The organism is Micromonospora lutea, from assembly GCF_016863535.1.
Lineage (GTDB): Bacteria > Actinomycetota > Actinomycetes > Mycobacteriales > Micromonosporaceae > Micromonospora > Micromonospora lutea.
Genome location: NZ_BOPB01000016.1, coordinates 122,916 through 145,783, shown reverse-complemented (window position 1 = coordinate 145,783; position 22,868 = coordinate 122,916). Strand labels below are relative to the sequence as shown.

Sequence of the window (22,868 nt, the reverse complement as noted above, 5' to 3'; positions counted from 1 at the left end):
GACCCATGGAGAGACGATGAACCGACCTGTCGTGGTGGGGGTGGACGGATCGCCACCGAGCCTGGTTGCCGCGGAGCACGCGGCACAGGCCGCGGTGTGGCGGTCCCGGCCGCTGCATCTGGTACACGGCTATCTGCACCCGCTCGGCTACGGCGTGCCGATCAACCCGTACGAGGTGGGCGTGCCGGCGGCGTCGGAGGACGGCCGCAAGATGCTCGAACAGACTGCCACGGAGTTGGTCGATCGGTGGCCGGGGCTGACGGTCGAGGTACGTCAGGTGGCCGGCGGGCCGGGGGCGACGCTGGTCGAGGAGTCCCGCCGGGCGGAGCTGGTGGTGGTGGGCAGCCGGGGCCTGGGTGGCTTCGCCGGACTGCTGCTCGGTTCGGTCGGCACCCAGGTCGCCGCGCACGGTCACTGCCCGGTGCTGGTGATCCGCCCGCCCGATCGTCCGGTTCCCACGGAGGGTCCGGTGCTGGTCGCTGTGGACGGGTCGGAGTCGGCCGAACTCGCCGTCGGGCACGGCGCCGAGGAGGCCGGTCGACGCGGCAGCTCGCTGGTGCTGGTGCACGTCGCCAACGAAGCGGACGACGACGGGCAGGGGGCGGCCCTGCTCGCCACCGCCGGTGCAGCGGCGCGGGGCAGCCACCCGGGTCTGACCGTGGAGGAACGGGTGATCGCCGCGCCCAAGCCCGACCAGGCGCTGATCGAGGCGTCCGGGGACGCGGCGCTCGTGGTGGCCGGATCGCGCGGCCGGGGTGGCTTCGCCGGGCTGCTGCTCGGCTCGGTCAGCCAGGCGCTGGTGCAGCACGCCCGCTGCCCGGTGCTCATCGCCCATCCGCATCAGCCGGAGCAGTGACCCTTTGTCGACCGGGCCGCCGTCTAGAGGCCGGCCCGGTCGACCTGTCAGGTGTCCTGACCGCCGAGCAGTTGGTCGAAGCTGGTGGTGAGGGCGAACGGGTCGGCGGGCCCGCTGGACGGTGCGCTGCGCCGTACCAGCTCGGCCAGTTCCCGCCCGGCGCGATCGATCCGGGCGCGCAACGCGCCGTCGACGGCGCCGCCGGCCCAGTCCTCCGGTGCGGCGAAGACCGCGGTCGGTGCCACCACCGCCCGCAGGTAGGTGAACATCGGCCGGAGCGCGTGCTCCAGCGCCAGGGAGTGCCGTGCCGTGCCGCCGGTCGCGCCGATCAGCACCGCACGGCCACCCAGCGCGTCGGCGTCGACCAGGTCGAAGAACGACTTGAACAGCCCGCTGTACGAGGCGTTGAAGATCGGGCTGACCGCGATCAGCCCGTCGGCGCCGGTGACGTCGTCCAGTACCTGCCGCAGCGACTCCGACGGGAAACCGGTGAGCACGTGGTTGACGATGTCATGGGCGTGTTCGCGCAGCTCGATCAGGCGCAGGTCGACCTGCTCGCCATGTCGGACCAGCTCGTCGCGGGTGGCCGCGGCGAGCTGGTCGGCCAGCAGGCGGGTCGACGAGGGCTGACTGAGACCGGCCGAGACCACGGCGAGGGTACGCCTGGTCGTCCCGCCGCCTCCGGCATCCGACCGGGTCATCGGGTCTGCTCCGGTGCCCGGCCGGTGACGTCGTCGACGGCGTGGACGGTGCTGTCGCTGCCGCCACCCGCGGCGGCCAGCAGCGAGGCGTGGGTCGGTGCCAGCGGCACGTGCGCCGGACGCAGCGACTCGAACTCCTTGCGCAGCACCGGCACGACCTCTTCACCGAGCAGGTCGAGCTGCTCCAGGACGGTCTTCAGCGGCAGCCCGGCGTGGTCGATGAGGAACAGTTGCCGCTGGTAGTCGCCCACGTAGTCGCGGAAGCTGAGGGTACGGTCGATGACCTGCTGCGGGCTGCCCACGGTCAGCGGGGTCTGCGCGGTGAACTCCTCCAGCGAGGGGCCGTGTCCGTAGACCGGCGCGTTGTCGAAGTACGGGCGGAACTCGCGCACCGCGTCCTGGGAGTTGCGGCGCATGAAGACCTGGCCGCCGAGACCCACGATCGCCTGGTCGGCGGAACCGTGTCCGTAGTGTTCGAAGCGCTGCCGGTACAGGCCGACCATCCGCTGGGTGTGCTCTGCGGGCCAGAAGATGTGGTTGGCGAAGAAGCCGTCGCCGTAGTAGGCGGCCTGCTCGGCGATCTCCGGGCTGCGGATGGAGCCGTGCCACACGAACGGGGGCACCCCGTCGAGCGGGCGTGGCGTCGAGGTGAACGACTGCAACGGGGTGCGGAACTTGCCCTTCCAGTCGACCACGTCCTCGCGCCACAACCGGCGCAGCAGGTCGTAGTTCTCGATGGCGAGCGGGATGCCGTTGCGGATGTCCTGGCCGAACCAGGGGTAGACCGGCCCGGTGTTGCCCCGGCCCATCATCAGGTCGACCCGACCGTCGGCGAGGTGCTGCAACATCGCGTAGTCCTCGGCGATCTTGACCGGGTCGTTGGTGGTGATCAACGTGGTGGCGGTGGAGAGCTGCAGCCGCTCGGTGCGGGCGGCGATCCACCCGAGCATGGTGGTGGGCGACGAGGGCACAAACGGCGGGTTGTGGTGCTCACCGGTGGCGAAGACGTCGAGACCGACCTCCTCGGCCTTGAGCGCGATGGTCACCATCGCCTTGATGCGCTCACGCTCGGTCGGCTCTCGCCCGTTGGTCGGATCGACGGTGACGTCACCGACGGTGAAGACTCCGAACTGCATGAGGCCCCTCCCTAAGTGGCGACCGAACCTCGGCTGGCCCGGACGACTCGCACAACATACTTGACGAGTCAACTATTCCGCCGGCCAGGACCCGGGACGGGAACAGCGACAATCCCTCGCGCGGTCCGCCTGCGGCACCACCATGTTTGCCGGTTGAGCGGACTTTACCCATCCTCGGGCGTCAGTCGTCCAGCCCGTGGTCGCTGCCCGCACCGTCGCGGCCGGACCGACAGCAGCATGCCGAGATCCCCGGCGGACAGGTCGCGCATACGCTCACTATCGCCTCCGAAACGGCAGCCCGGCCGCCCTTGCTCAAGTGCGCCGGCGCGGAACGTGACGGCGGTAGCTGCTCACGGTCGGGTCGCCGGTCACCCAGAACCGCCACGGCACGTCGTACGCGCCGGTCACCCCGACCCGGGGGCCGGCGCTCACCAACTCCGGCGGCACCGGCGCCGACGGCGGGTGCAGCCGGACCGGCCCGTCACCGAGCAGGTAGTGCCCGTAGACGGACCTGTCGATTCCCAGCGCCGCGCAGAGCCGGGCGGGCCCGCGCGCGAGATCCACATCCCGGCGTACGCTCGGCCGCCGCGCCCGGGCCACGTCGAGGCCGTCGACCACCTCGCCGGCGCGCAGCAGCACCGCCGACGCCTCCCCCTCCGGCCCGGTCACCACGTTCATGCACCAGTGCATGCCGTAGGTGAAGTAGACGTAGGCGTGGCCGGCCGGGCCGAACATCACCGCGTTGCGGGCCGTGCGACCCCGGTGGGCGTGGGAGGCAGGATCCACGCCGGTGCCGGCGTACGCCTCGACCTCGGTCAGCCGGACCCGGACGTCGTTGGCACAGATCTCCCAGCCGAGCAGTGAGCGGGCGGTTGCGGCGACCTCGGCGGCAGGGGCTTTCAGCCAGGGATAGTCCACCCGTCCAGATAACCCGGCCCGGCATCCGACCGGCAACCCGGCGCTGCCCACGGTGATCCCACAGCTGTGACATCCGGCAGGTCAGGCGTGTTCACCGCGAGGGCCGGCGCTCGACCAGGTCGTTCTCGTAGGCGGCGATGACGAGCTGCGCCCGATCCCGGGCGTCGAGCTTGGTGAGCAGGTTACCGATGTGGGTCTTCACGGTCTTGATCGAGATGGTGAGTGACCGCGCGATCTCGTCGTTGGACAGGCCGCGCGCCACGAGAGCCAGCACCTCCGTCTCGCGCCCGGTCAGCCCGTCGATCTTCCGGACCTGCGGCGGGCCGGGCCGGTCGAGGTAGTGCGCGACGAAGCGGGTGAGGATGCTGGGAGCGAAGAGGAACTCGCCCGCGTGGGTCCGCCGAATGGCGTCGACGAGTTGGTCCGGGTGGGCGTCCTTGAGCAGGAAGCCGTGCGCCCCGGCGCGCAGCGCGGCGGCCACGTACTCGTCGAGCGCGAACATGCTGAGCACGACGACCCTGGTGCCGCCCAGGTCGGTGGCGGCGGTGATGCGTTCGGCCGCTTCGATGCCGTCGCCGTCGGGCATCCGGATGTCCATCAGGACGACGTCGGGGCGGCGTTCGCGGGTGAGCGACACCGCCTCGTTTCCGGTGGCGGCCTGACCGACGACGGTCAAGCCCGGGGTGCCGTCGATGAGGAGGGCGAGGCTGTGCCGCAGGAGCGGCTGGTCATCCGCGACAAGCACCCGGATGCTGACGGAACGACCCGGTGACTCCGTGGTCATGGACAGCACCGGGCCGGCAGGCGCGCCGTGAGGTGGAAACCCGGCCCGGTCGGACCGACGTGCAGGGCACCATCGAGCATGCTCACCCGCTCGCGTAGACCGTTCAGGCCGTGGCCGGCGCCAGGGCGTGGTCGCCAGCCGGGCCGGGGCCCGTCGTCGCGTACGCTCACCACGATCGCGTCGCCGTCGCGGTCCACGGTGACGTGCACGCGGGTCGGACCGGCGTGCCGGGCGGTGTTGCTCAGGCCCTCGCGGACGATCGCGCACACCGCGAGTTGCACACCGGGTGGCACCTGACCAACCTTCCGCGCGTCGACGGTGGCGGTGATCCCGGCAGCGGCGGCGGACCGCACGATCTCCGGTAGGGCGTCGAGCGTGTCGGGCGGTCGCAAGGGAGCGGGTTCGCCGCCCGGTGCGCGGAGCACATCGAGCATCCGCCGCAGTTCGGCGGTGGTCTCCCGACCGATCCTCTCGATGTCGGACAGCGCAGTCACCCGTTCGGCCGCACCGGTCGGCCCGGTCATCCGAGCGGCCGTGGCGGCACGCATGGTGACCAGGCCGATGCCGTGCGAGACGAGATCATGCAGATCACGGGCGATACGCAATCGTTCGGCCGCCGCAGCCCGCTCGGCGGCCCACGCGGTCAGCCGGTCCTCGTACACCCGCCGTTCGTGTCGAACGCGCATCACCGCCCAGAACGACGCGGTGACAGCGGCCGTGGTGATCAGTGTCAGCAGGAGTGTCCCGGCTGGCCCCTCGGCACCCGCCGTGGCGAGGCACAGGAGCAGGATCACCGGCACCGCGACGGCGACGGCGGTCAGCCAGGATCGCCGTGTCGGTCGCCCGTCAGGTGCCATCTCGCGAGTCTAGGAATCCGGACCGTGCCGTGACATCGGACCTGGGTCGGAGCGACCTGGGGTGGGGGAACCGGCGAAAGTCCCGGCTCTGGTCCGATGACGCGGGCCACCGCTCTGGGCTGACATGGTGCGCATGCTGTCAGTCGAGCGTCTGGTCAAGCGGCGCGGCTCCCGCGAGATCCTCACCGACGTCACCTTCCGAGCCGCACCGGGTCGGGTGACCGGTCTACTGGGGCCCAACGGTGCGGGCAAGTCGTCCACCCTGCGCATCCTGCTGGGCCTGGACCGGGCGGACGCCGGCACGGCCCTGGTCGACGGTCAGCCGTACCGGCGCCTGCGTCAGCCGTTACGTACGGTCGGATCGATGCTGGACGGCTCGGGCGCACACCGCTCCCGTACCGCCCGCAACCACCTCACGTGGATGGCGCGCAGCAACGGCATCCCGACCCGGCGGGTGGCCGAGGTGCTCGACCAGGTCGGGCTCGGTGCCGTCGGAGGTACCAGGGTCGGCCGGTTCTCGTACGGCATGTGCCAGCGGCTCGGGTTGGCCGCCGCGCTGCTCGGCGAACCCCGTGCGCTGGTGCTCGACGAGCCGGTGAACGGGCTCGATCCGGAGGGCATTCGCTGGATCCGAGTACTGCTGCGCGGTCACGCGGACGCCGGTGGCACCGTGTTGCTCTCCAGCCACCTGATCAGCGAGGTCGACCAGATCGCCGACGACCTGGTCGTCATCGCCCACGGCCGGGTCGTCGCCGCCGGCCCGATCCGCGAGGTCACGGCCGGCTACCCGACCCTGGAGGATGCCTTCTTCGCCCTCACCCAGCCGGTGGCGGGTGGGCGATGACCTTCCCCAACACGGTCGCCGCCGAGATACGCAAGACGGCGACGCTGCCAGCGACGATGGTCGCCCTGACTGTCGCCGTGCTCGGTCCGGTCGCGATCACCCTGATCAACGCCGTCGGCGTCCGCGCCGCGCTGCGCAGCGGACGACCCGAGCTGACGGCCTACACTTCGCCGGTCGAGGCGGTCTTCTCCGCGGTTCCGATCGGCACGGTCGGCGCGGTGGTCCTCGGCGTCGTCGCCGTCAGCGGCGAGTACACCGCGAACCGTGCGAACATCGGCGGCGGACGGCAGATCACCACGACCCTCACCGCCACCCCCAGCCGTCTCGGCGTGCTGGCCGGCAAGGCAATCGCCGTCGGCCTGCTCGTCGCGGTCGCGGCTCTGGTGGCGATTCCCGCCTCGTTGGCTCTGGCCGGCGGGATAATCGGCGGGGACGCCCCTCCGACCCCGGACGGAGTGCTGTCCCGCTCGGTCGGTGCCGGGATCTACTGGATGCTCACGGCGCTGACCGCCCTCGCGGTCACGGTCTTCACCCGCAACGGGATCGCTCCGATCATCGTGCTCGTGGTGAACAGCTCGCTCGTCTCGGTCTCGGTGCTGCTGTCCCACCTGACCCCGCTCGCCAGGTTCCTGCCCGACCTCGCGGGCATGAGCATGTTCGCCGGTGACCTGTTGGCGTTCGACGAGGCGCTCGCCCCGCTCACCGGCGGCGTGGTCATGGCAACGTGGACGGCAGGGCTCCTCGCGCTGGCCGGTGCGGTCTTCCGGTGGCGGGACGCGTGATCCGCGCCTACGGCCGGGCCGCCGCCACGGAGCTGGCCAAGCTGTCCGGCCTTCCTGCGGTGCTGGCCACGGTCCTCGGCACGATCGGCGCAGCGATGGTCATCACCGGGGCATTGGCCGTCTCTCCGGTCGGTGCGGACGAGCCGGTCGCAGTCGTCCTTCAGGCGGTGCCGTACCTGCAGGCCGGCACCATCTCCCTCGGCGTCCTCGCGGTCGGGACCGAGTACACCGACGGGCAGATCCACACCACCCTGAGGTGCGTACCGGACCGCCTGACCGTGCTGGCCGGCAAGACCCTCGCCTACCTGGCCTGGGCCACCGGAACCGCCGTCGCGGCGCTCGCCACCGGGCTGCTCACGACCCGCGTCACGCTGGCCACACGGGACGTTCCCGTGGTCACCGACGGTCCTCCGGAGAACATCGTCGGGGCGGCGGTCTACCTCGTACTCATCGGTCTGCTCGGTGTGGCTCTGGCCACGCTCACGCGGGCCGTCGTTCCCGCTCTCGTCGTCACGCTCAGCCTGATTCTGGTCGTCTCGCCAGCGCTGGATGCCATCACCCCACACGCCCGTTATCTGCCGGGCCGGGCGGGGGGCCTGCTCTACCTTCCCGACCCGGCGCCGGTCCTGACTCCCACCACCGGCCTGCTCGTGCTGCTCGGCTGGGTCGTTGTCACCGGGGGTGGGGCGGTGGCTGCCTTCCGACGCCGGGACGCCTGAGCAAACCCGTCCAGGTAACCCGGTCCCGGTCCGCCGGCAACCGGTCCCCCGCCCACCCACCTGCCGCAGCGAATCGCGCCAGCGCGTTTGACCATCACCCAGCGGGTATTCGGGCGGACCAGCGCCGTCGGTAGGTGAACAGCATCTCCGAGTGAGGGAGCACATCGTGTCTGATCAGCAGCCCACCATCGTCCTCGTGCACGGCGCGTTCGCCGAGTCGGCGAGCTGGAACGGTGTGATCGAACGGCTGGGAACCTACAACGTGCTGGCCGCCGCCAATCCGTTGCGGAGCCTGGCCGGCGACGCGGCGTACCTGGCGGACGTGATCCGGGGCGTCGGCGGTCCGGTCATCCTCGTCGGTCACTCGTACGGCGGCATGGTGATCACCCAGGCGGCGGGCGACAACCCGACGGTGCGTGCCCTCGTGTACGTCAACGCCTTCGCGCCGGAGACCGGCGAGAGCGCGTTCGGGCTGTCCGGGCAGTTCCCCGGCAGCACCCTCGCCGGCACGCTGGTGCAGTACCCGGTGTCGACCGGCGGCAACGAGGTGGCGATCGGCCAGGACGACTTCCACGGGCAGTTCGCCGCGGATGCGCCCAGTGATCTCGCCGCGCTCATGGCCCGGACCCAACGGCCGATCACCGAGCAGGCCCTGAACGACAGTCTCACCGGCGCCCCCGCCTGGCGCTCCCTGCCCAGCTGGTTCGTGTTCGGGGATGCCGACATGAACATCCCGGTCGCCGCGCACCGGTTCATGGCGGAGCGGGCCAAACCGCAGGGCCAGCGCGAGCTGCCCGGCGGCTCGCACGCGATGGCCGTGGCCCGACCGGGCGAGGTCGCCGAAACCATCATCGAGGCGGTCCGCAGCGTCAGCGGCTGAGATCCGGTACCCGAGTCGTGGGTGGCTCACAGGCGCAGGGCCTCAACGGCGTCGCCGAGGGTGGTCGCTCGCGCAAGCGGGTGGAGGACGCCCTGTTCGGCCAGCCACAGCCGGCAGCCGAAACGATCGAACGACACCGTGAGCGGTTGGCCGGCGTAGTGCTGACCGAGGCGGCGGATCAACCCGGTCGGGTCCGGCGGCGACGGGGAGGGTGCGGCCTGCGGGGCGGGCACCGGCTGCTCCGGGTCCCGGGGCACGGTGGCGAGCAGGTGCGTGTCCAGGTGCGCGAGGCACCGGGCGACGGCCAGCTCGACGGTGGCGTGCAGCGGCAGCTCCGCGCCGATCTCGGCGTCCCGCACCCCGAGTCGCACGTGCCACCGCTCCCCCTGGATCCTCGTCGGGTCACCGGCGTCGAGCCGGTGATCGCAGTAGGTCAGCACGGCGGTCAGGTCCAGGGCGTGCGCAAGCCGCAGCAGGTCGGTCAGCGGCGGTGCGTCGGGCGCGGCGGCCAGCACGAACAGGCGCGCTCCGGGCAGCCCGGCGGCGAGGCGTTCGAGGTGCTGCCGGGCCGGCTCGACGCCCGGGTCGAAGGCGGTCACCGTACCGTCGAGCAGGTCCTGGTCGAGCGGCCAGTCCTCATCGAGACGGCTCAGGTCGGCCGGGCGTACCCCGAAGGTGGTGGCATGGCGGGCCAGCCGCCAGTGGGCGGGAAGCTGGTGCACGGCGGTGCCGTTGGGTTGGTGGCCGACCACCGGCGCGGCCTCGCCCGGCACCGGTCGCCAGGTTTCGTGACCGACCCGATGCAGGTCGGTCACGGTCACCGTCAACGCCGCCGGGATGCGCCCGCTGTCCCGGCAGGTCGAGCAGCGCAGCGCCGAGGGGGCGAAGCCGGCGCCGGCACAGTCCGGGCAGTGCGGGTCGGGCCGGCTGGCGGTGGTACGCCGGCAGTCGCAGCGACGCAGCCGGGTGCCGGGCCGGCAGTCCGGGCACGGCCGCTGCGCGATCGGCTCGCCCCACCAGACTGGATCGGGGGGCTCGGTCGCCCGCCGCAGCTTCTGCTCGACACGCTGGACGACCTGGCCGGTCTCCCGCTCGTACAGCTCCTCCACCCTGCCGGCAGGGTGCAGCGGCGTGTGCCACCAGCGTCCGTCGCGCCAGATGGCCTGCGCCCCGGGCGCGTCGCCGGCCAGGTCCGCGACGACCTTCCGGGCGAGCCGATCAAGATCCACCGCTCGGGGTACGCCGGCAGCCGGCACCGGCCGCACCGTGTACGCGGGGGCGTGCCGTCCCCGCTCGCCCAGCCCACGCAGCGCACTGGCCGCGCTGGTCCCGGCGACCGCCGAGGCGAGATCGCCGGCACCGACGACCTGCCGCTCCCCCGGCACCGGCGAGCCGGGCAGGTCGTAGCGCACCTGCCAGAGCAGCCAGCCGTGCCGGTGACGAGCCTCCACCACCAGGTCGAGATGGAGCAGATCGGCCATGCCGCAGAGCCGGGCCAGCTCGTGGCCGGGGACCGCAGGTGACGGTGTTTCGGTGCTGCGACCCACGTAGACACGCCACGGGTCGAAATCCTGCCGGGCCAGGGCCGCCGCCTCCAGCGTTAACCGCCGCCGCGCCGGCAGATCGGGCTGCCACGACTTCGGGTACCAGGCCAGGATGTCGTCCAGGCTCCGCCGCCCCCAGCGCGGGCGCAACCCCCGCACCCCGACCGCCTCGGCCAGCTCACCGACCAGCTCCCGCGCCCGCCACACCCGTTCCGCGTCGACCTGCGGCACGACCCGACCGGCCACCAGCCGCCGCGACGCCGCCGCTCCGCTGTCCAGGTTGACCACCGTCACCACGAGCTGCGCCCGCCGCCGCCCGCTCTGCCCGCACCGATAACACTGCTCGGCCACGCTGCCGTCGCCGCCGCAGACCCGACAACCGGCGTACGCCTCGTCGCGGTACCCGCCCGCGTCCACCACCAGCCGGTCCCCGCCGTCGGTGCAGCAGCACCGCCGCACCAGAAAGCCCATCCCCGAACACTCGTCACAGTCGACCACCGTGGTCATAGCCGAAGACCACCCAACCGGCGGGCGCACGCTCCGTCGTGGTCGACCCCCAGCAGGCACCGCCCGCCGCCGGGCAGCCGCAGGTCACAGAAGACCCGATGGCGTACGCCCTGCTCGTCCTCGAACGACACGGTGGTCTCCCCCGGGTCCGCCTGCGGCAGCATCGACGCCCACCGGGCCACCACCCGGGCCAGCCGCTGCGCGCCGAGCAGGTCGGACGCCACCACCGGCAGATGCACGACGTACCGCCCGCTCACCGGTAGTGCCCCTGGTTCGCCCGTACCTGCTCGGAGCGCCAACGCCGCAGCGCGGCCTTGACCTGGTCTGCTTCCCGGCGGGAATCGGCCACCTGCCGGTACGCCGCCTCCAGGTCACCGGCGACCTGGTCGAGAAACCTGGCGACCTCGATCGGGTCGTAGCCGCGCCGCCCCAGCCGGAACCGCTGCTGACGCACCTGCCACGGCCGCAGCGGACGGTAACTGCCCGTCCGGTAGCAGGTCCCCGACTGTGGAAGGCCGTCACGCTGCTCGGCGTGCCGCGCGGCGTACCTGGTGTCCGTGGGCCCGGCGGTTCGCCGCCGGAATGGGTTGCGCATGACAGACCTCGCTCTCGTCAGCGTCAGCGATGTGGAAGGCGGGTCCATCGGCCCGCCGCGCACCGACGGACCCGCCGCGCACCCACCACCGCAGCCCTCCTTGGCGGTACGACAGCGGGGCAGACATGGCCCCTGACCAGCACTTCCACAGTGGCCGCCAACGCAGTCAAGCACCGAGTCAGGCCAATTGCAATGTGTCAGGAAGATCGCGCCTTCGGTTGCCTTGCAGAAGCTATTCACCACCTGTGACGTGTCTATTGCTTTTGCAACAGCAGGGCGCTTGAATTGAACGCACGGGTGTTGATGGTTCACAGAGGCCGGAGGGCACGCAGTGTCACAATCAGTGACCGGCTCGACCATGCTGCGGCGGCAGATCGGGCGCAAGTTCGAGTCCTTGCGCAAGGCGGCAGGACTGACGATGGAGCAGGCCGCCGAACGCCTGGACCGGGCGCGTGCCACGTTGCACCGCATCGAGAACGGTGCCGAGCACGTCCGCTACCGGCAGGCAGACGTGCAGCAGATGCTCGACCTCTACGGTGCGTCCGCCGAGGACAGCGAAGTGCTGCTCGCGATGACGGCAGCTACCCGGGAGAACAAGAACTGGTGGCACGACTACATCGGTTCCGGCCTGCCGCGCTGGTTCCAGCTTTACATCGGGCTGGAAGATGCCGCGTCCAACATCAGGCAGTATGAAGCCGAACTGGTCCCTGGCTTGTTCCAGACCCGCGCCTACACCGAGCAGCTACTCAAGCTGCCCAACGGCGCGATCAACGCGGGGGATGACGAAGAGCAGCAGCGCGCCATCCAGCTCCGGATCGAGCGGCAAGCACTACTCACTCGGTTCTCCGCCCCGCGACTGAGCGTGATAATCAACGAGGCCGTGGTGCGCCGCCCAGTCGGCAATGCCAAGATCATGGCCGAACAACTGCACCAGGTCTTGAAGGCAGCGGAACTACCGAACGTGACTGTCCGAGTGCTGGAATTTTCTGCGGGACTGCACGCCGGGATGACGGCTGGTTCCTTCTCGATCCTGGACTTTCCGCGCGACAGCAAGGGCCGGGAGATCGAACCACCCGTGGCCTACCTGGAGGCCGCGACGGGAGCGATCTATCTCGACAAGCCTCATGAGACGGCTGTCTATGATTCCATCTGGGCCGACATGACGCGCCGGGTTCTGAACGAGTCCCACTCCAAGAGCCTGATCCAGCAAGTTGCAGAGGAGTATTCCCGTGCCTGACCTGACCGGTGCCGTCTGGCGCAAATCCAGCCGCAGCAACGCCGGTGGCAACTGCGTTGAGGTCGCCGACAACCTGCCCGGCATCATCGGGCTACGCGACAGCAAAGACCCGAGTGGCCCGGTGCTGACGTTCAACCCGGCAACATGGACCGCCTTCGTCACCGGGGTGAAGCGCGAGACATCGGCGAGCTGAGCAATATGACGATGCGGCGCTGCCCAGCAACGACGAGTCATGAGATGACGGCGCGGGTGGACGAGGTCAGCACGGCCCGCGTGACCTGGCGGAAGAGTACGCGCAGCAACGGATCCGGCAACTGCGTTGAGGTCGCGAACGACTTCGCGGGTTCGGTGGGCCTACGAGACAGCAAGGACCCCAACGGCCCGGTCCTCGCGTTCAATCCAACGGCGTGGGCAACCTTCGTCTCTGGTCTGAAACGGGAAACGCTGCGCTACTGAGCGCAGGAAACGGGGAACGTCAATCGTCCACGCATGATGGCGTTCCCCTACTCGTCCAACGCGGGGCTGCGAACAGCCATCCACGTCGGATAGTGTTCGCCCGACTACTGATCAGTGACGCCCGCCGGACTCTGCGGTGCGTCTGTCAGTTCGGGAAGGACGGCATGGCCAGCATCGAGCAGGTAAAGGCCGCGCTCGCCCAGGCAGCCGAGCAGAGCAACACCACCACGAACCAGATCCGGGCGACTGTCGACGGTATCGAGCAGGTGCTCACCCTGCTGCGGATGGTCGCCGCCGGCACCGGTCACCCCGCCCTCGCCGAGTCCATCGCCCGCGCAGAGCAGAGCAAGCAACGGCTGATCGAAGCTGCCACGACTCTCCAGGGAAGCACCCAGGCCGCCCGGCAGTACATCAGCGTTCTGGGCTGACCATGAGCGTCGGCGACATAAAGGCGACCCTCCATGACGGCACTCTTTCACTTGATCAATCAAGCGAAAGCGACCGTCGAGCGTATCGGTGCCCCTCGTCCAGCAAGTCGCAGAGGAGTATTCCCGTGCCTGACCTGACCGATGCCCTCTGGCGCAAGTCCAGCCGCAGCAACAACGGCGGCAACTGTATCGAGGTCGTCGACAACCTGCCCGGCATCATCGGGCTGCGCGACAGCAAGGACCCGAGTGGCCCGGTGCTGACGTTCCGTCCTGCCGCATGGATCGTCTTCGTCGCAGAGGTGAAACGGGAAACGCTGCACCACTGACGACAGCAACGGAGGGAACGCCGGAAAGCACGGCTTCCCTCCGCTGGTGGTTCCACGACTCATTGTCTCGGCCACCCGGCGCGGGACCGCACATACGATTCGGCGATGTTGACCGATCTGCGACCGAGGGCTGACGGACGGTGCATGGTCCGGTACGGTCGCTGCGGACATTGTCCGATGCCCACGGGGAGGAGTCGCAGTGGCGTCGATTGAGGAGATCAAGGCCGGCATCAACCGATTCGGCCAGCAGACTCAGCAGACCGTCCTCCAGCTTCGCGCCGTACACGACTCGCTGGAGCAGAGCTTGGCGCTGTTGCAGGCCGTCACCGCCGGCAGCAGCCACCCGGCGGTCAGCCAGGCGGTCAGCCAGATCCAGCAGGTCAAGGCGAAGCTCAACGAGGCATCGCAGCTCGCGGGCGGCGCGGTCGAGACGACCAAGCGATACGCCGCCAGCTTCTGACACCCGAGAGGCCTTCCATGCCACGCGTCATCGTCCCGGTCGGCCTGTCCATGGGACCCCGCTACCGTTACGTCCGACCACCGGACCCGATTCCCGAGTGCTACGAGATCCATCTCGGCGACGACCTCATCGAGTTGACCGAGACCGAGGCCGCCGTCTGGGCAGCGGCCTTCGTGGACGCCGAGCGACACGCCAAACTCGAAGTCAATCGCGACTCGCTGATCCGGCTGCTGGAAACCGCCCCGAACCCTGAACCCCAGGCAGCCCGGCTGGTCGACAGCCTGATCGCACGCGGCCTACTCGTGGAGTTCGACACCGACGGTGACCTCGAACCGGTCTTCCGCCGCCACAAACTCCTTCCCCTCGGCGAGGGCCTCGGCTCCACCCCCGAGGAACCTCACCTGCACCGCATCGGCCACGCCGGCCAACCCAAAGTCGCCGTGCCGGTCGACGTCTACGGACTCTGGTCGTTCTCGTGGCGCGATCCCAACCTCTGGCGGTCATGCGATCTATACGCAGATGATTCCGAGAACGTTGCAGAGGGTGACGAACCGTCAGGGGCCACTTCTGACGAGGTAGCCCGAGATGTCGCCGTTCATCTGCCGTTGCTAATCGCCGTCAGTTGCGCGTACCTGGACCCGATAACTGCCTGATGAGCTGGCGCAAGGACAACCGTCGCAGGAAACAGGTTGAGCGACCGTTCGCGCGGCGGCTCAAGTACGAGAGTGCCAAGGAAGGGCTCGGCAAGCTGGTCGAATGGGGTGGTGCTGGCGTGGGGATGCTGGTCGGCCTCGCGGGCGCCAGGTGGGGCCTGCCGGTGTCACCTGCTGTCGCGTCGACCAGCGGAGCGATCATCGGGGGCATGGTGGGCTCTCAGGGCAAGGCGTTTGTCGTAGCCGGCATCGACCATCTCCGCGAACGCCGTGACCAGCGAAGGTCAGCGGCAAGCTCCGTCGAGGGTCGCCGAAGGCGACACCAGCACTCAAGTGGCAGCCCTCCCGGGTCGAGGGCTCGCGGCGACTCAGCGGGCATCGTCGGCCAGGTCATCGGTGGACTGGACAATGTGAGGGGTCGACTCGACCGAACTTCGCGGCAACTCGATGCGATCCACCGAAAGGTGTGGGCGAGCCAGGACGAGATCAGCGTTATTCTTGCCGGCGGACGACCTGAGGTGACCTCGACCGTAGAGGGACAACTGACTGCCACGCGCAACCTCTTGCGTGATCTCGCGGGCGAACTCCGCCTCTGCGTCAAGACCCTGAAGGCATACCGGGTCGAGCTTTGATCTCGGCTCTCTCAGCTCAGGCGGCGCAGGACGCCGCCCAGGTCCCGTTGCAGCGGCGTTCCAGGAATGCGTGGTGACAAAGCTGGGTGAGTTGATCCAGTCCATGGCCCGGGGCGACTGGACGAAGACCGATGCCCTCATAGCGGATCTTGACCGTGACAAGTGGACCGGGGCCGCCAGGTGATCGGGGCCGTCTTCGCCATCGCCGTCAACGGTCGCTTCGGGCCCGACACTACGCCTGCCGATGTCGCTCAATTCGTGGCCTCGGCCCGAGCCGGCTACGAGGAGGGAGACAGCATCCCCGCGCTGGAGACGGAAGGCCTTATCCGTGCCGCCCTCGGCGAAGCAGAGCTGGCCGACAACATCTCCCCAGACGTGGCGCTCGGCGCAGAGCTGTTCGTCCTGACCAAGATCCTGCAAGATGCCAATCCGACACCGGAGCAGCTCAACGCCTTCGTCACCGAAGCGGAACAGACCGCTGCGGAATACATGTAGCTCGGACGATCCCATGCCAAACGACCGATCAAAAAGAAGTGACATGACCAGCAGCTCTCAGCTGGTCGCCTACATCCGGACGATGGTGAAGGGCGAGCACGCGGAGAACGACCGCATCGAGGCACGCCTCGATGACCAAGGTTGGGAGGGCTTCAGCACTCTGCTTGGTGCGGTTTTCTACTTTGCCGTCAACCGGCGGTTTCCCGACGGTGCCAGCCCGGATGAGGTGATCCGGTTCGTCAGCGAGATGCGCCTCACCACAACCGGTGGCCCCGGAACCGATGCGACCAGCGCGGAAGAGTTGATCAGCGCTGCTCTCGATCCGAGCGTCGACACTGATATCGACCCGCACCTTGCCGGCCGCGTCCAAGGTCTGACCATCCTGCACATCCTCGGCGCGGGCACCGTCTCTGACGAGGAGTTGGACGCCCTCCTCACCGAGGCGGCAGCTCTGGCCAGCCGGATCTAACCTCGCACCGCCGCGGGGGTCCAACACTGGCGCAAGTCCAGCCGCAGCAACAACGGCGGTAACTGTGTCGAGGTCGTCGACAACCTGCCCGGCATCATCGGGCTGCGCGACAGCAAGGACCGAGTGGCCCGCTGCTGACGCTCCGTCCTGCCGCATGGATCGCCTTCGTCGCAGATGTGAAACGGGAGACGGCGCACCACTGACGACAGCAACGGAGGGAACGCCGGCCCAAACGGCTCCCCTCCGTTGTTGTTCGCCGGCTCCGTGGTCTCGGCGCACCCCGACACGGGAGCGCACATACGGTTCGCTGACGATCGATCACCGAACTCAACCTTGGCCACTCGCTCCAAGCGTTGTCGCTCCCTGCGCCGTCACGACTTTGCCGGAGCCTGACACGCTCCTGCTCCTCAGCAGGGTGAGGTATCTGGGTGAAGGGCGTTCCACGTAGCCGGCCCGATGATCCCATCGACCGGTGGGGCGCAGCGAACCTGGAAGTCTCTGACGGCCACGGAGGTGGCCATCCCGAAGCTTCCGTCGACAGTGATTCGGTATCCCCAGAACTCGCGAAGGAGACACTGGGCATGGGCGACCGCTGACCCCGAACTTCCGAACCTGATGGTGGGGTGTCCGCCGTTGTACGAGCAGGACGCCGCGATTGCATGGGAAACGGGCGGGCTGGCCTGGACCGTGGACGGTATCGCCAGCGTCACGCTGCCGATAATTCCGATGGCTACTGACAGTGCAGCTCGTCGTACGAGCATTGTTCCTCCCAAGGTGACCTGCCGGGCGTAGCCCACTGACAGTAGTGATCAGCGGCCACTGCAACCGGCACCGGCTTTCCCCAACTTCAGCATTTCGCCGAGTGGACGGTCCAGAGTCGGCCGCGTTCGGAACAGTCCGGAACAGCCGGGAACAATTGCGGCACGCGCACCGGTGGATATGCTTGACCGAGTCCACAAGGCCAGGCAGTTTGCATTTGTTGACAATTCAGAGAATGCGATCAGCGACACTCGCATTGACGCGTCACGAATCCCTCTGCTGCCACGGGCAGCAGAGGGGCTTGGCCACTTTTCGTCACAACCCTTGGAGGCACACATGCGTATTCGCACAGTCATGGCAGGAGTGGTAGCCGGTGCGGCTCTGGCCGCCGGCGCTTTCGCGGCACCCGCCCAGGCCGCGGACGGCAAGCAGCTCGCAACGGATGCGGTCGGCCCCGGGGGTAGCCCGACCTACTACTGCACGTACGGAACCGCTAGAGCCCGTGGCTGTTTCGCCCCTCACGGTGAATGGTTCAGGATCGAAGACACCATGGTCGATGGCGCCCCGGTCGTCATCGACTGGAAGTTCTTCGACGACGAGGTGAGTCCGACCGGGGCGGTCGTGCGCAAAGGGCGGATCTGGCACACCGCCGGCTCTGCGTCGGGCCCCCGGTACATGAACAAGTCGTTCCCGGAAAATCAGCCGGGCGTGACCCTCAAGACGATTGTCTTCCGCGCGTGCTCCGGCAACTACCCGAACAACAGCGTGAGCTTCTGCTCCGAGTGGATCAGCGTGGGCACCTGACCATGACGAACGAATGGCCTGCAGCCTCAGGGGATTCGCCGCCTCCAATCAACCGCCGTGCCGTACTCCTCGGCGGCGCCGCGACCGTTGTCACCGTACTGGTGCCGTCGGCATCGGCGAGCGCGCGAAGCGGCGCGCGCGCCGAGGCGACCGCCGACGTCCCGATCGTCCCGCGCTCCGCCTGGGGGGCCAAAGCGCCGGAGGAAGACCTCACGCAGTACAGCTGGAAGCCGTGGGACGGTGGTGTCGTCATCCATCACAAGGGAGGCACCGACCGCTGGAGTCCGGCCGAGAACCACAATGACTGCGCCGCGCAGGTCCGCGACATCCAGAACGAGGGCATGTCGGGAGAGGGCACCGATATCGCCTACAACTTCGTCGTCTGCCAGCACGGCGTGATTTTCGAGGGCCGGGGCATCTCGTTCCGGTCTGCCGCCAACGGCGCCGGCGAGGGCGCCAAGATCCCCGGAGCAAACGAGAAATACTACGCCATCATGGGTCTGGTCGGCGCCACATCGTTACCGTGGGGCGCAGACGACCAGCCGACCGGCGCCATGGTGGCCGCCATCCGAAACCTGATCGGGCACCTACGCCAACACGGGTCAGCGGGACCGCAGATCCTGGGACACCGGCAGGTATTCGACACGTACTGCCCCGGCACGCTGTACCCGTACGTGACGAATGGATCGCTCCAGCCGCCGGCACCTCCGCCGGACACGTCGCAGCCGGTAGCCATCATCCCGCGCCGCCAGTGGGGAGCCCGGCCACCCGTGGAGGTCACGCGGGTCGCGCTCGCAGCCCGGACCGGTTTCACCGTCCACTACTCGGCCGGACCAACCGCGATGACACCACGTCAGATCCAGAACTACCACATGGACGGCAACGGCTGGTCGGACGTCGGATACAACTTTCTGGTCGACGCGGCCGGCCGGATCTACGAGGGCCGCGGCTGGGAGGTCATGGGCGCGCACGCCAGCGGGCACAACGACACACACCTTGGAGCCTGCTTCATCGGCTCCGATGGCGACGTCACACCGGCCGTGCTGCGGTCGATGCGTGCCCTCTACAACCGCGCGAACGCACTCACCGGCAAGGCCCTGGCCAAGACCTGGCACGGCGGACTCGCCGGCAACTCGACCCCCTGCCCCGGCTCGCAGCTGCGAACCTGGGTCCAGAACGGCATGAACTCCGACAATGTTCCTGCGGTCACCGATCCGCCTCCGAGCAGCGGCGGCATGGGTGGCGGCATGACGTCGGTACGGTCGATCGGCGCGCAACAACAGGCCGTCAACCAAGCTGGCTATACACCGGGTCTGGTCGTGGATGGTCTCTGGGGCCCCAAGACGGACGCCGGAGTGCGCTGGCTTCAGGGCCGTCTCGGGGTCACCGTCGACGGGTTGTGGGGACCCGCCACCGAAGCGGCGTATCTCGCCAAGATCAAGGGCAGCGCGCCTGCGGGCGGCATGACATCGATCCGATCGGTCATCGCTCAACAGCAGGCAGTGAACGGCCTTGGCTACACGCCGCCCCTGGTGGCTGACGGCTTCTGGGGTCCGAACACGGCAGCCGGCGTGCGGTGGCTTCAGGACCAACTCGGCGTCACCGCTGACGGTCTGTGGGGCCCCGGCACGGAGGCTGCCTATCAGGCGTACCACGACGAAGGAGCTCTGCTCGCGGTCGACGGCGACTTCGGGCCCGCGACGATCCGGGCCACCCAGCGGGCCATCGGCACCACGGTGGACGGCCAATGGGGCCCAGCCTCGATCCGCGCCCTGCAACGCCATCTCAACACCTGGAGCAACGCCAGCCTGACTGTCGACGGCGTACTTGGTCCAGGCTCGGTCAAGGCCCTGCAAAGGCACCTCAACACCATGGTCAACAGCGGTTTGGCCATCGACGGCATCTGGGGCTATGCCACCGTCGCCGCCCTCCAGAGGGCATTGAACCGCGCGAAGTTCTAAAAACGCTTCACGAGATCACACCTGCTCGCCTCGTTAGCGACAACCGAAGGGAAACGATCATCATGCGCAGACGGCATCATCGGTGGGCCTCCATAGCGATGGCGGGTGCTCTGGGAATCGGAGCCTCAATGACCATCGTCCAGACCGCTCAGGCAGCGTGCAGTTGGACCATCTCAACGCCGGTCAAGAGCGGCGGCAAGGCGGTCACCACGGGCACCACCTCAGGCTGCGGCGCCTCATCCAGTTGGGAAACGCAACTCTACGTCTGGAACGGGGTTAGCTGGCGGTTGCTGAACTACGTCAGCTTCGGCGGCAACAAGAGCCGATCCACCAGCCACACGTGCTCCGGTACGAGCACCAACACCTTCAAGGGCGCGATCTACAACGCTGCGACGGGCGCGTCCAAGACCTCAACGACGACGCTGGCGTGCGGCGTCTGAAAATTCGATCAGCGCTGTCAGCTCGGCTGCCTTGTCCATGTTGCCCAACTGCACGAAAAGCGCGTGTGCCTCCTCGAACGCCCCCCGGGCGGCCTGCGGGTCGGAGTGCAGTCGGGCCCGACCCAGGCTGGTCAAGGCCGCAGCCTGGAACGACGGCCAGCCCCGGGTACGCCACAGCGTGACAGACCTCTCCAGGTACGGCACGGCCCGCGCGGGGCGATCCTCGGCCAGTTCGATCTCTCCGAGCAACAGCAGCGCCTCGGCCTGGTGATGCGTCATGTGGTATTCGCGGCCCAGCGCCAGTGACATCTCAGCGGTCTCCCGCGCCTCCGGGTCACCGCGCTTGACCTGCAGTCGCGCCAGCGCCAGCAGGGTCAACGTGGCGGTGTAGTCGTCTCGGTCGGCGCGGGAGATCCGCAAGGACTCGGTGAGCAGCCGATGAGCCTCGTCGAAGTTTCCCAGCTCTCGGTGGCCGATGCCGGAGAACTGCAAGGCAGTCGCCTCCCACCGGGAATTGCCGAGTTCGCGGGCCCGTTCCAGAGCGGCAGCGGTATGCGTGGTCGCCACCTCGATCTGCCCCTGTTCGAAGGTGGCCACCGCCAGCGCCAGGTGGGCGCGCGCCTCACCACCCAGGTGACCCGACCGGGTGGCCAGCCGCAACGCCCGCTCGCCCATGGCGACGGCTTCCGGGTACGAACCCGCCGCTGCCAGCGCCCAGGAACACATCACGGCGGCGTCCGCGCTGCCCGGCTCATTGCCGAGGGCCTCGAATCTCGCCAGCAGCCGGACCGCCTCGCCGTGCAGCTGGGCCATCGCGGCACCGTCGCCCGGGCCGGCGGCCCAGGTCCTGACGTCGAGCAGGCCGCGCAGCATGACGGCCTCGCCGAGGAGGTTGCCGGTCCGGCGGCAGAGGGCCAACACCTCGGTGTTGAGGCTCGCCCAGTCCACGTACATGCCGCGCAGGTCGAAATACTTCTCCAACCGCCCGGCGAGGTCGAAGGCGAGATCATCCAGCATGAGCCGGCACGCTTGCCGGGTGGCGGAGACCATCGCGGCGCGTTCTGCGTCGAACCAACTCAGCGGGTCGATGTCCCCCAGGTACTCGTCCGCCCAGTCGACGGGTGGCCGCGGCACTGGACTGGCGATGAGGGCGAAACACGGGCCCGGGATCGCCGGCGCCATCCGTTCCGCGAGCGTGACCCAGGTGCCGAGCCCACGGACGAGGGCCTGCGCGGTGGCTTCCTCCGACTCTTCCGCCACGGCGCACTCGGCCGCGAAGAGCCGGACCAGGTCGTGATAGAGGAAGCGGATCTGGCCGGCATTATCAGTGCCACCGACGGCGAGCAGCTGAGCGTCGACAAGCGTCTCCAAGTGCTCGGCAGCCTGCTCGAACGGGCATTCCAGCACCGCTGCGGCCAGCCAGACCGGAAAGTCGGGGACGTCGAATTGCGAGAGCAGGCGGAACAGCCGGCGGGCCTGCCCATCGAGTTCGCGGTAGCTCAATGCCAGTGATGCGCGCACGGCGAGATCGCCGGTAGCCAGCCGATCCAGTCGGCGCCGCTCATCGCCGAGCAGCGCCGCCAGGTGACCGAGCCGCCAGGCCGGACGGGCCGCCAGGCGTGCCCCCGCGATCCGTACCGCGAGGGGTAGACCACCGCAGTACTCCGCGATCTCGGTGGCCTTTTCGATGTCCGGCAGTACCCGCTCCTCGTTGGTGATCCGGGCGAGCAATTGAACCGCCTCGTCCGTGGTGAACTGCCCCAGCTCGAGATGCCAGGCACCCTCGATACCAGTCATCCGCAGTCGGCTGGTGACCAACACCGCGCACGTCGCCGTGCCCGGCAGCAGCGGACGGATCTGTCGCTCCGAACTCGCGTTGTCCAGGACCACCAGTACCCTGCGGTACGCCAGCAGCATGCGGTAGACCTCCGCGCGTTCGCCCTGACCGTCGGGGATCGCCCGAGGGTCGACCCCGAGCGCCCGGAGGAAGCGGGCCAACACGTCACCCGGCTCCAGCGGTGATCCTTCGGCGTCGCGTAGGTCGACCCAGAGTTGGCCGTCCGGGAACACCTGGTCCAATGCGTGTGCCGCATGCAGCGCGAGCGTCGTCTTGCCGGTTCCCCCCATGCCGGAAATGGCCGCAGTCACCTGGACCTCAGGATGGGCTTCCCCGGTGAACTGCCGGGCCAGCACGTCCCGCAACGCCTTCAGCTCGGTGACGCGGCCGGTGAAGTCCCGGATGGCGGGCGGCAACATGCTGGGGGCCGGACGTGCAGACGGTTCGATGTGTGTCGGCGGCTGGTGCACCGCTGCGAGGGCCGCCCGCTCGTTGGGTTGATCGGATCGGACGGACAACCCGTCACGAACGGCCACCCAGGCGGCCACCGCCTGCTCGTCAAGCCCGCAGGCGCGGACGAAGCCCGCCACGACCTCGCGTCTCGGCAGTGTGGACCGGTTCAGCATGGACGCCAGTGTGCTTACCGCGAGGTGATCACCCGATGCCCTCGCTTTGGCCGTCAACTGCCGGTACGTCAGATTGGACCATATTCGCAGTACGCGAAGTGCGGCGACGAAGTCAGCCGGTGTGACCGCCAGCTCGGGTCGAGGTGGATCAAGGCTGGGCTG

Annotated in this window: 28 protein-coding genes and 1 pseudogene; 19 read left to right on the top strand and 10 right to left on the bottom strand. The window is 69.0% G+C overall.

From position 1 onward, the window contains the following. Positions 1-16 precede the first annotated feature (16 nt). Positions 17-856, top strand: a complete 840-nt coding sequence (locus Vlu01_RS17130) for a universal stress protein (RefSeq protein ID WP_204000395.1) — start codon at positions 17-19, stop codon at positions 854-856. 47 nt (positions 857-903) lie between these two features. Here the strand turns inward: Vlu01_RS17130 and Vlu01_RS17125 are convergent, their stop codons facing one another. The 5 genes from Vlu01_RS17125 to Vlu01_RS17105 all read right to left on the bottom strand — a co-directional run bounded on the left by Vlu01_RS17125 (position 904) and on the right by Vlu01_RS17105 (position 5,252). After that, entirely contained in the window at positions 904-1,557 is a 654-nt protein-coding gene (locus Vlu01_RS17125) for an FMN reductase (RefSeq protein ID WP_204000392.1), read from the bottom strand. Further along, complete coding sequence (locus tag Vlu01_RS17120) at positions 1,554-2,693, bottom strand: LLM class flavin-dependent oxidoreductase (protein ID WP_204000390.1); 1,140 nt, start codon at positions 2,691-2,693, stop codon at positions 1,554-1,556. The genes Vlu01_RS17125 and Vlu01_RS17120 overlap by 4 nt, the downstream gene beginning before the upstream one ends. Positions 2,694-3,005: 312 nt before the next feature. Then, complete coding sequence (locus Vlu01_RS17115; RefSeq protein ID WP_204000388.1) at positions 3,006-3,611, bottom strand: DNA-3-methyladenine glycosylase; 606 nt, start codon at positions 3,609-3,611, stop codon at positions 3,006-3,008. Positions 3,612-3,702: 91 nt separating this feature from the next. Beyond that, positions 3,703-4,395 (bottom strand): response regulator, encoded by a 693-nt coding sequence (locus tag Vlu01_RS17110; RefSeq protein ID WP_204000383.1) that lies wholly within the window; start codon positions 4,393-4,395, stop codon positions 3,703-3,705. Continuing rightward, complete coding sequence (locus Vlu01_RS17105; protein ID WP_204000379.1) at positions 4,392-5,252, bottom strand: sensor histidine kinase; 861 nt, start codon at positions 5,250-5,252, stop codon at positions 4,392-4,394. Before Vlu01_RS17105 ends, Vlu01_RS17110 begins: the two co-directional genes overlap by 4 nt. Positions 5,253-5,385: 133 nt before the next feature. On the opposite strand from Vlu01_RS17105, the gene Vlu01_RS17100 reads away from it, so the two are divergent. The 4 genes from Vlu01_RS17100 (at position 5,386) to Vlu01_RS17085 (ending at position 8,477) form a co-directional block, all read left to right on the top strand. After that, positions 5,386-6,096 (top strand): ABC transporter ATP-binding protein, encoded by a 711-nt coding sequence (locus tag Vlu01_RS17100; protein WP_204000377.1) that lies wholly within the window; start codon positions 5,386-5,388, stop codon positions 6,094-6,096. Then, positions 6,093-6,878, top strand: a complete 786-nt coding sequence (locus tag Vlu01_RS17095; RefSeq protein WP_204000375.1) for a hypothetical protein — start codon at positions 6,093-6,095, stop codon at positions 6,876-6,878. The genes Vlu01_RS17100 and Vlu01_RS17095 overlap by 4 nt, the downstream gene beginning before the upstream one ends. Next, positions 6,863-7,597: a hypothetical protein gene (locus Vlu01_RS17090; RefSeq protein ID WP_204000373.1), complete on the top strand. Its 735-nt coding sequence runs from the start codon at positions 6,863-6,865 to the stop codon at positions 7,595-7,597. The genes Vlu01_RS17095 and Vlu01_RS17090 overlap by 16 nt, the downstream gene beginning before the upstream one ends. A gap of 166 nt (positions 7,598-7,763) precedes the next feature. Then, entirely contained in the window at positions 7,764-8,477 is a 714-nt protein-coding gene (locus Vlu01_RS17085) for an alpha/beta fold hydrolase (protein ID WP_204000371.1), read from the top strand. A 26-nt stretch (positions 8,478-8,503) separates the two neighbouring features. On the opposite strand, the gene Vlu01_RS17080 is transcribed toward Vlu01_RS17085, so the two are convergent. Genes Vlu01_RS17080 through Vlu01_RS17070 form a run of 3 tightly spaced genes read right to left on the bottom strand, consistent with a single transcriptional unit; the run spans position 8,504 to position 11,123 of the window. Continuing rightward, positions 8,504-10,528 (bottom strand): hypothetical protein, encoded by a 2,025-nt coding sequence (locus Vlu01_RS17080; protein WP_204000369.1) that lies wholly within the window; start codon positions 10,526-10,528, stop codon positions 8,504-8,506. Then, complete coding sequence (locus tag Vlu01_RS17075; RefSeq protein ID WP_204000367.1) at positions 10,525-10,785, bottom strand: hypothetical protein; 261 nt, start codon at positions 10,783-10,785, stop codon at positions 10,525-10,527. The genes Vlu01_RS17080 and Vlu01_RS17075 overlap by 4 nt, the downstream gene beginning before the upstream one ends. After that, complete coding sequence (locus Vlu01_RS17070) at positions 10,782-11,123, bottom strand: DivIVA domain-containing protein (RefSeq protein ID WP_204000364.1); 342 nt, start codon at positions 11,121-11,123, stop codon at positions 10,782-10,784. Before Vlu01_RS17070 ends, Vlu01_RS17075 begins: the two co-directional genes overlap by 4 nt. 358 nt (positions 11,124-11,481) lie before the next feature. Here Vlu01_RS17070 and Vlu01_RS17065 point away from each other — a divergent pair, with 358 nt between their 5' ends. From Vlu01_RS17065 to Vlu01_RS17015, 11 genes and pseudogenes are all read left to right on the top strand, one after another. Further along, the gene (locus tag Vlu01_RS17065; protein WP_204000470.1) at positions 11,482-12,360 is read left to right on the top strand and encodes a helix-turn-helix domain-containing protein; all 879 of its coding nucleotides are present in this window, start codon (positions 11,482-11,484) and stop codon (positions 12,358-12,360) included. Then, a complete protein-coding gene (locus Vlu01_RS17060; protein WP_204000361.1) occupies positions 12,353-12,553 on the top strand; it encodes a DUF397 domain-containing protein in 201 nt (66 codons plus the stop codon). Before Vlu01_RS17065 ends, Vlu01_RS17060 begins: the two co-directional genes overlap by 8 nt. Before the next feature lie 56 nt (positions 12,554-12,609). Continuing rightward, positions 12,610-12,816 carry a DUF397 domain-containing protein gene (locus tag Vlu01_RS17055; protein WP_204000467.1) on the top strand — a complete coding sequence of 69 codons (207 nt, stop codon included), beginning with the start codon at positions 12,610-12,612 and terminating at the stop codon, positions 12,814-12,816. A 164-nt stretch (positions 12,817-12,980) separates the two neighbouring features. Continuing rightward, entirely contained in the window at positions 12,981-13,244 is a 264-nt protein-coding gene (locus Vlu01_RS17050; RefSeq protein ID WP_204000358.1) for a hypothetical protein, read from the top strand. 125 nt (positions 13,245-13,369) lie between these two features. Beyond that, positions 13,370-13,570: a DUF397 domain-containing protein gene (locus tag Vlu01_RS17045; RefSeq protein ID WP_204000355.1), complete on the top strand. Its 201-nt coding sequence runs from the start codon at positions 13,370-13,372 to the stop codon at positions 13,568-13,570. 199 nt (positions 13,571-13,769) lie between these two features. Further along, positions 13,770-14,030 carry a hypothetical protein gene (locus tag Vlu01_RS17040; protein WP_204000352.1) on the top strand — a complete coding sequence of 87 codons (261 nt, stop codon included), beginning with the start codon at positions 13,770-13,772 and terminating at the stop codon, positions 14,028-14,030. A gap of 134 nt (positions 14,031-14,164) precedes the next feature. After that, the gene (locus Vlu01_RS17035) at positions 14,165-14,683 is read left to right on the top strand and encodes a hypothetical protein (RefSeq protein WP_373307417.1); all 519 of its coding nucleotides are present in this window, start codon (positions 14,165-14,167) and stop codon (positions 14,681-14,683) included. Further along, positions 14,683-15,315, top strand: coding sequence for a hypothetical protein (locus Vlu01_RS17030; protein WP_204000348.1), 633 nt, complete (start codon positions 14,683-14,685; stop codon positions 15,313-15,315). Before Vlu01_RS17035 ends, Vlu01_RS17030 begins: the two co-directional genes overlap by 1 nt. A gap of 180 nt (positions 15,316-15,495) precedes the next feature. Continuing rightward, complete coding sequence (locus Vlu01_RS17025) at positions 15,496-15,810, top strand: hypothetical protein (RefSeq protein ID WP_239095949.1); 315 nt, start codon at positions 15,496-15,498, stop codon at positions 15,808-15,810. A 61-nt stretch (positions 15,811-15,871) separates the two neighbouring features. After that, positions 15,872-16,279: a hypothetical protein gene (locus tag Vlu01_RS17020; RefSeq protein WP_204000464.1), complete on the top strand. Its 408-nt coding sequence runs from the start codon at positions 15,872-15,874 to the stop codon at positions 16,277-16,279. Positions 16,280-16,306: 27 nt separating this feature from the next. Next, a pseudogene (locus tag Vlu01_RS17015) lies at positions 16,307-16,482 on the top strand (DUF397 domain-containing protein); the annotation flags it as partial. Positions 16,483-16,686: 204 nt separating this feature from the next. Here the strand turns inward: Vlu01_RS17015 and Vlu01_RS17010 are convergent. After that, entirely contained in the window at positions 16,687-17,040 is a 354-nt protein-coding gene (locus Vlu01_RS17010; RefSeq protein WP_204000346.1) for a peptidoglycan-binding domain-containing protein, read from the bottom strand. 334 nt (positions 17,041-17,374) lie between these two features. Between Vlu01_RS17010 and Vlu01_RS17005 the strand changes: the two genes are divergently transcribed. The 3 genes from Vlu01_RS17005 to Vlu01_RS16995 all read left to right on the top strand — a co-directional run bounded on the left by Vlu01_RS17005 (position 17,375) and on the right by Vlu01_RS16995 (position 20,243). Then, complete coding sequence (locus Vlu01_RS17005) at positions 17,375-17,842, top strand: hypothetical protein (protein WP_204000344.1); 468 nt, start codon at positions 17,375-17,377, stop codon at positions 17,840-17,842. Positions 17,843-17,844: 2 nt separating this feature from the next. Beyond that, on the top strand, positions 17,845-19,803 hold the full coding sequence (locus Vlu01_RS17000; protein ID WP_204000342.1) for a peptidoglycan-binding protein: 1,959 nt from the start codon (positions 17,845-17,847) through the stop codon (positions 19,801-19,803). A gap of 128 nt (positions 19,804-19,931) precedes the next feature. Further along, a complete protein-coding gene (locus tag Vlu01_RS16995; protein WP_204000339.1) occupies positions 19,932-20,243 on the top strand; it encodes a hypothetical protein in 312 nt (103 codons plus the stop codon). Here Vlu01_RS16995 and Vlu01_RS16990 read toward each other — a convergent pair. Beyond that, the gene (locus Vlu01_RS16990; protein ID WP_204000337.1) at positions 20,214-22,706 is read right to left on the bottom strand and encodes an ATP-binding protein; all 2,493 of its coding nucleotides are present in this window, start codon (positions 22,704-22,706) and stop codon (positions 20,214-20,216) included. The two genes, Vlu01_RS16995 and Vlu01_RS16990, sit on opposite strands and share 30 nt — an antisense overlap. Positions 22,707-22,868: the final 162 nt, after the last annotated feature.

Excerpts from the sequence above, each read along its gene's own strand:
- Vlu01_RS17050 (WP_204000358.1), top strand. The coding sequence starts at position 12,981 with ATGGCCAGCATCGAGCAGGTAAAGGCCGCGCTCGCCCAGGCAGCCGAG.
- Vlu01_RS17065 (WP_204000470.1), top strand. The coding sequence starts at position 11,482 with ATGCTGCGGCGGCAGATCGGGCGCAAGTTCGAGTCCTTGCGCAAGGCG.
- Vlu01_RS17120 (WP_204000390.1), bottom strand. The coding sequence starts at position 2,693 with ATGCAGTTCGGAGTCTTCACCGTCGGTGACGTCACCGTCGATCCGACC.
- Vlu01_RS17095 (WP_204000375.1), top strand. The coding sequence starts at position 6,093 with ATGACCTTCCCCAACACGGTCGCCGCCGAGATACGCAAGACGGCGACG.
- Vlu01_RS17130 (WP_204000395.1), top strand. The coding sequence starts at position 17 with ATGAACCGACCTGTCGTGGTGGGGGTGGACGGATCGCCACCGAGCCTG.
- Vlu01_RS17000 (WP_204000342.1), top strand. The coding sequence starts at position 17,845 with ATGACGAACGAATGGCCTGCAGCCTCAGGGGATTCGCCGCCTCCAATC.
- Vlu01_RS17010 (WP_204000346.1), bottom strand. The coding sequence starts at position 17,040 with ATGCTCGTACGACGAGCTGCACTGTCAGTAGCCATCGGAATTATCGGC.
- Vlu01_RS17105 (WP_204000379.1), bottom strand. The coding sequence starts at position 5,252 with ATGGCACCTGACGGGCGACCGACACGGCGATCCTGGCTGACCGCCGTC.
- Vlu01_RS17005 (WP_204000344.1), top strand. The coding sequence starts at position 17,375 with ATGCGTATTCGCACAGTCATGGCAGGAGTGGTAGCCGGTGCGGCTCTG.
- Vlu01_RS17110 (WP_204000383.1), bottom strand. The coding sequence starts at position 4,395 with ATGACCACGGAGTCACCGGGTCGTTCCGTCAGCATCCGGGTGCTTGTC.
- Vlu01_RS17070 (WP_204000364.1), bottom strand. The coding sequence starts at position 11,123 with ATGCGCAACCCATTCCGGCGGCGAACCGCCGGGCCCACGGACACCAGG.
- Vlu01_RS16995 (WP_204000339.1), top strand. The coding sequence starts at position 19,932 with ATGACCATCGTCCAGACCGCTCAGGCAGCGTGCAGTTGGACCATCTCA.
- Vlu01_RS17030 (WP_204000348.1), top strand. The coding sequence starts at position 14,683 with ATGAGCTGGCGCAAGGACAACCGTCGCAGGAAACAGGTTGAGCGACCG.
- Vlu01_RS17125 (WP_204000392.1), bottom strand. The coding sequence starts at position 1,557 with ATGACCCGGTCGGATGCCGGAGGCGGCGGGACGACCAGGCGTACCCTC.
- Vlu01_RS17100 (WP_204000377.1), top strand. The coding sequence starts at position 5,386 with ATGCTGTCAGTCGAGCGTCTGGTCAAGCGGCGCGGCTCCCGCGAGATC.
- Vlu01_RS17080 (WP_204000369.1), bottom strand. The coding sequence starts at position 10,528 with ATGACCACGGTGGTCGACTGTGACGAGTGTTCGGGGATGGGCTTTCTG.
- Vlu01_RS16990 (WP_204000337.1), bottom strand. The coding sequence starts at position 22,706 with ATGCTGAACCGGTCCACACTGCCGAGACGCGAGGTCGTGGCGGGCTTC.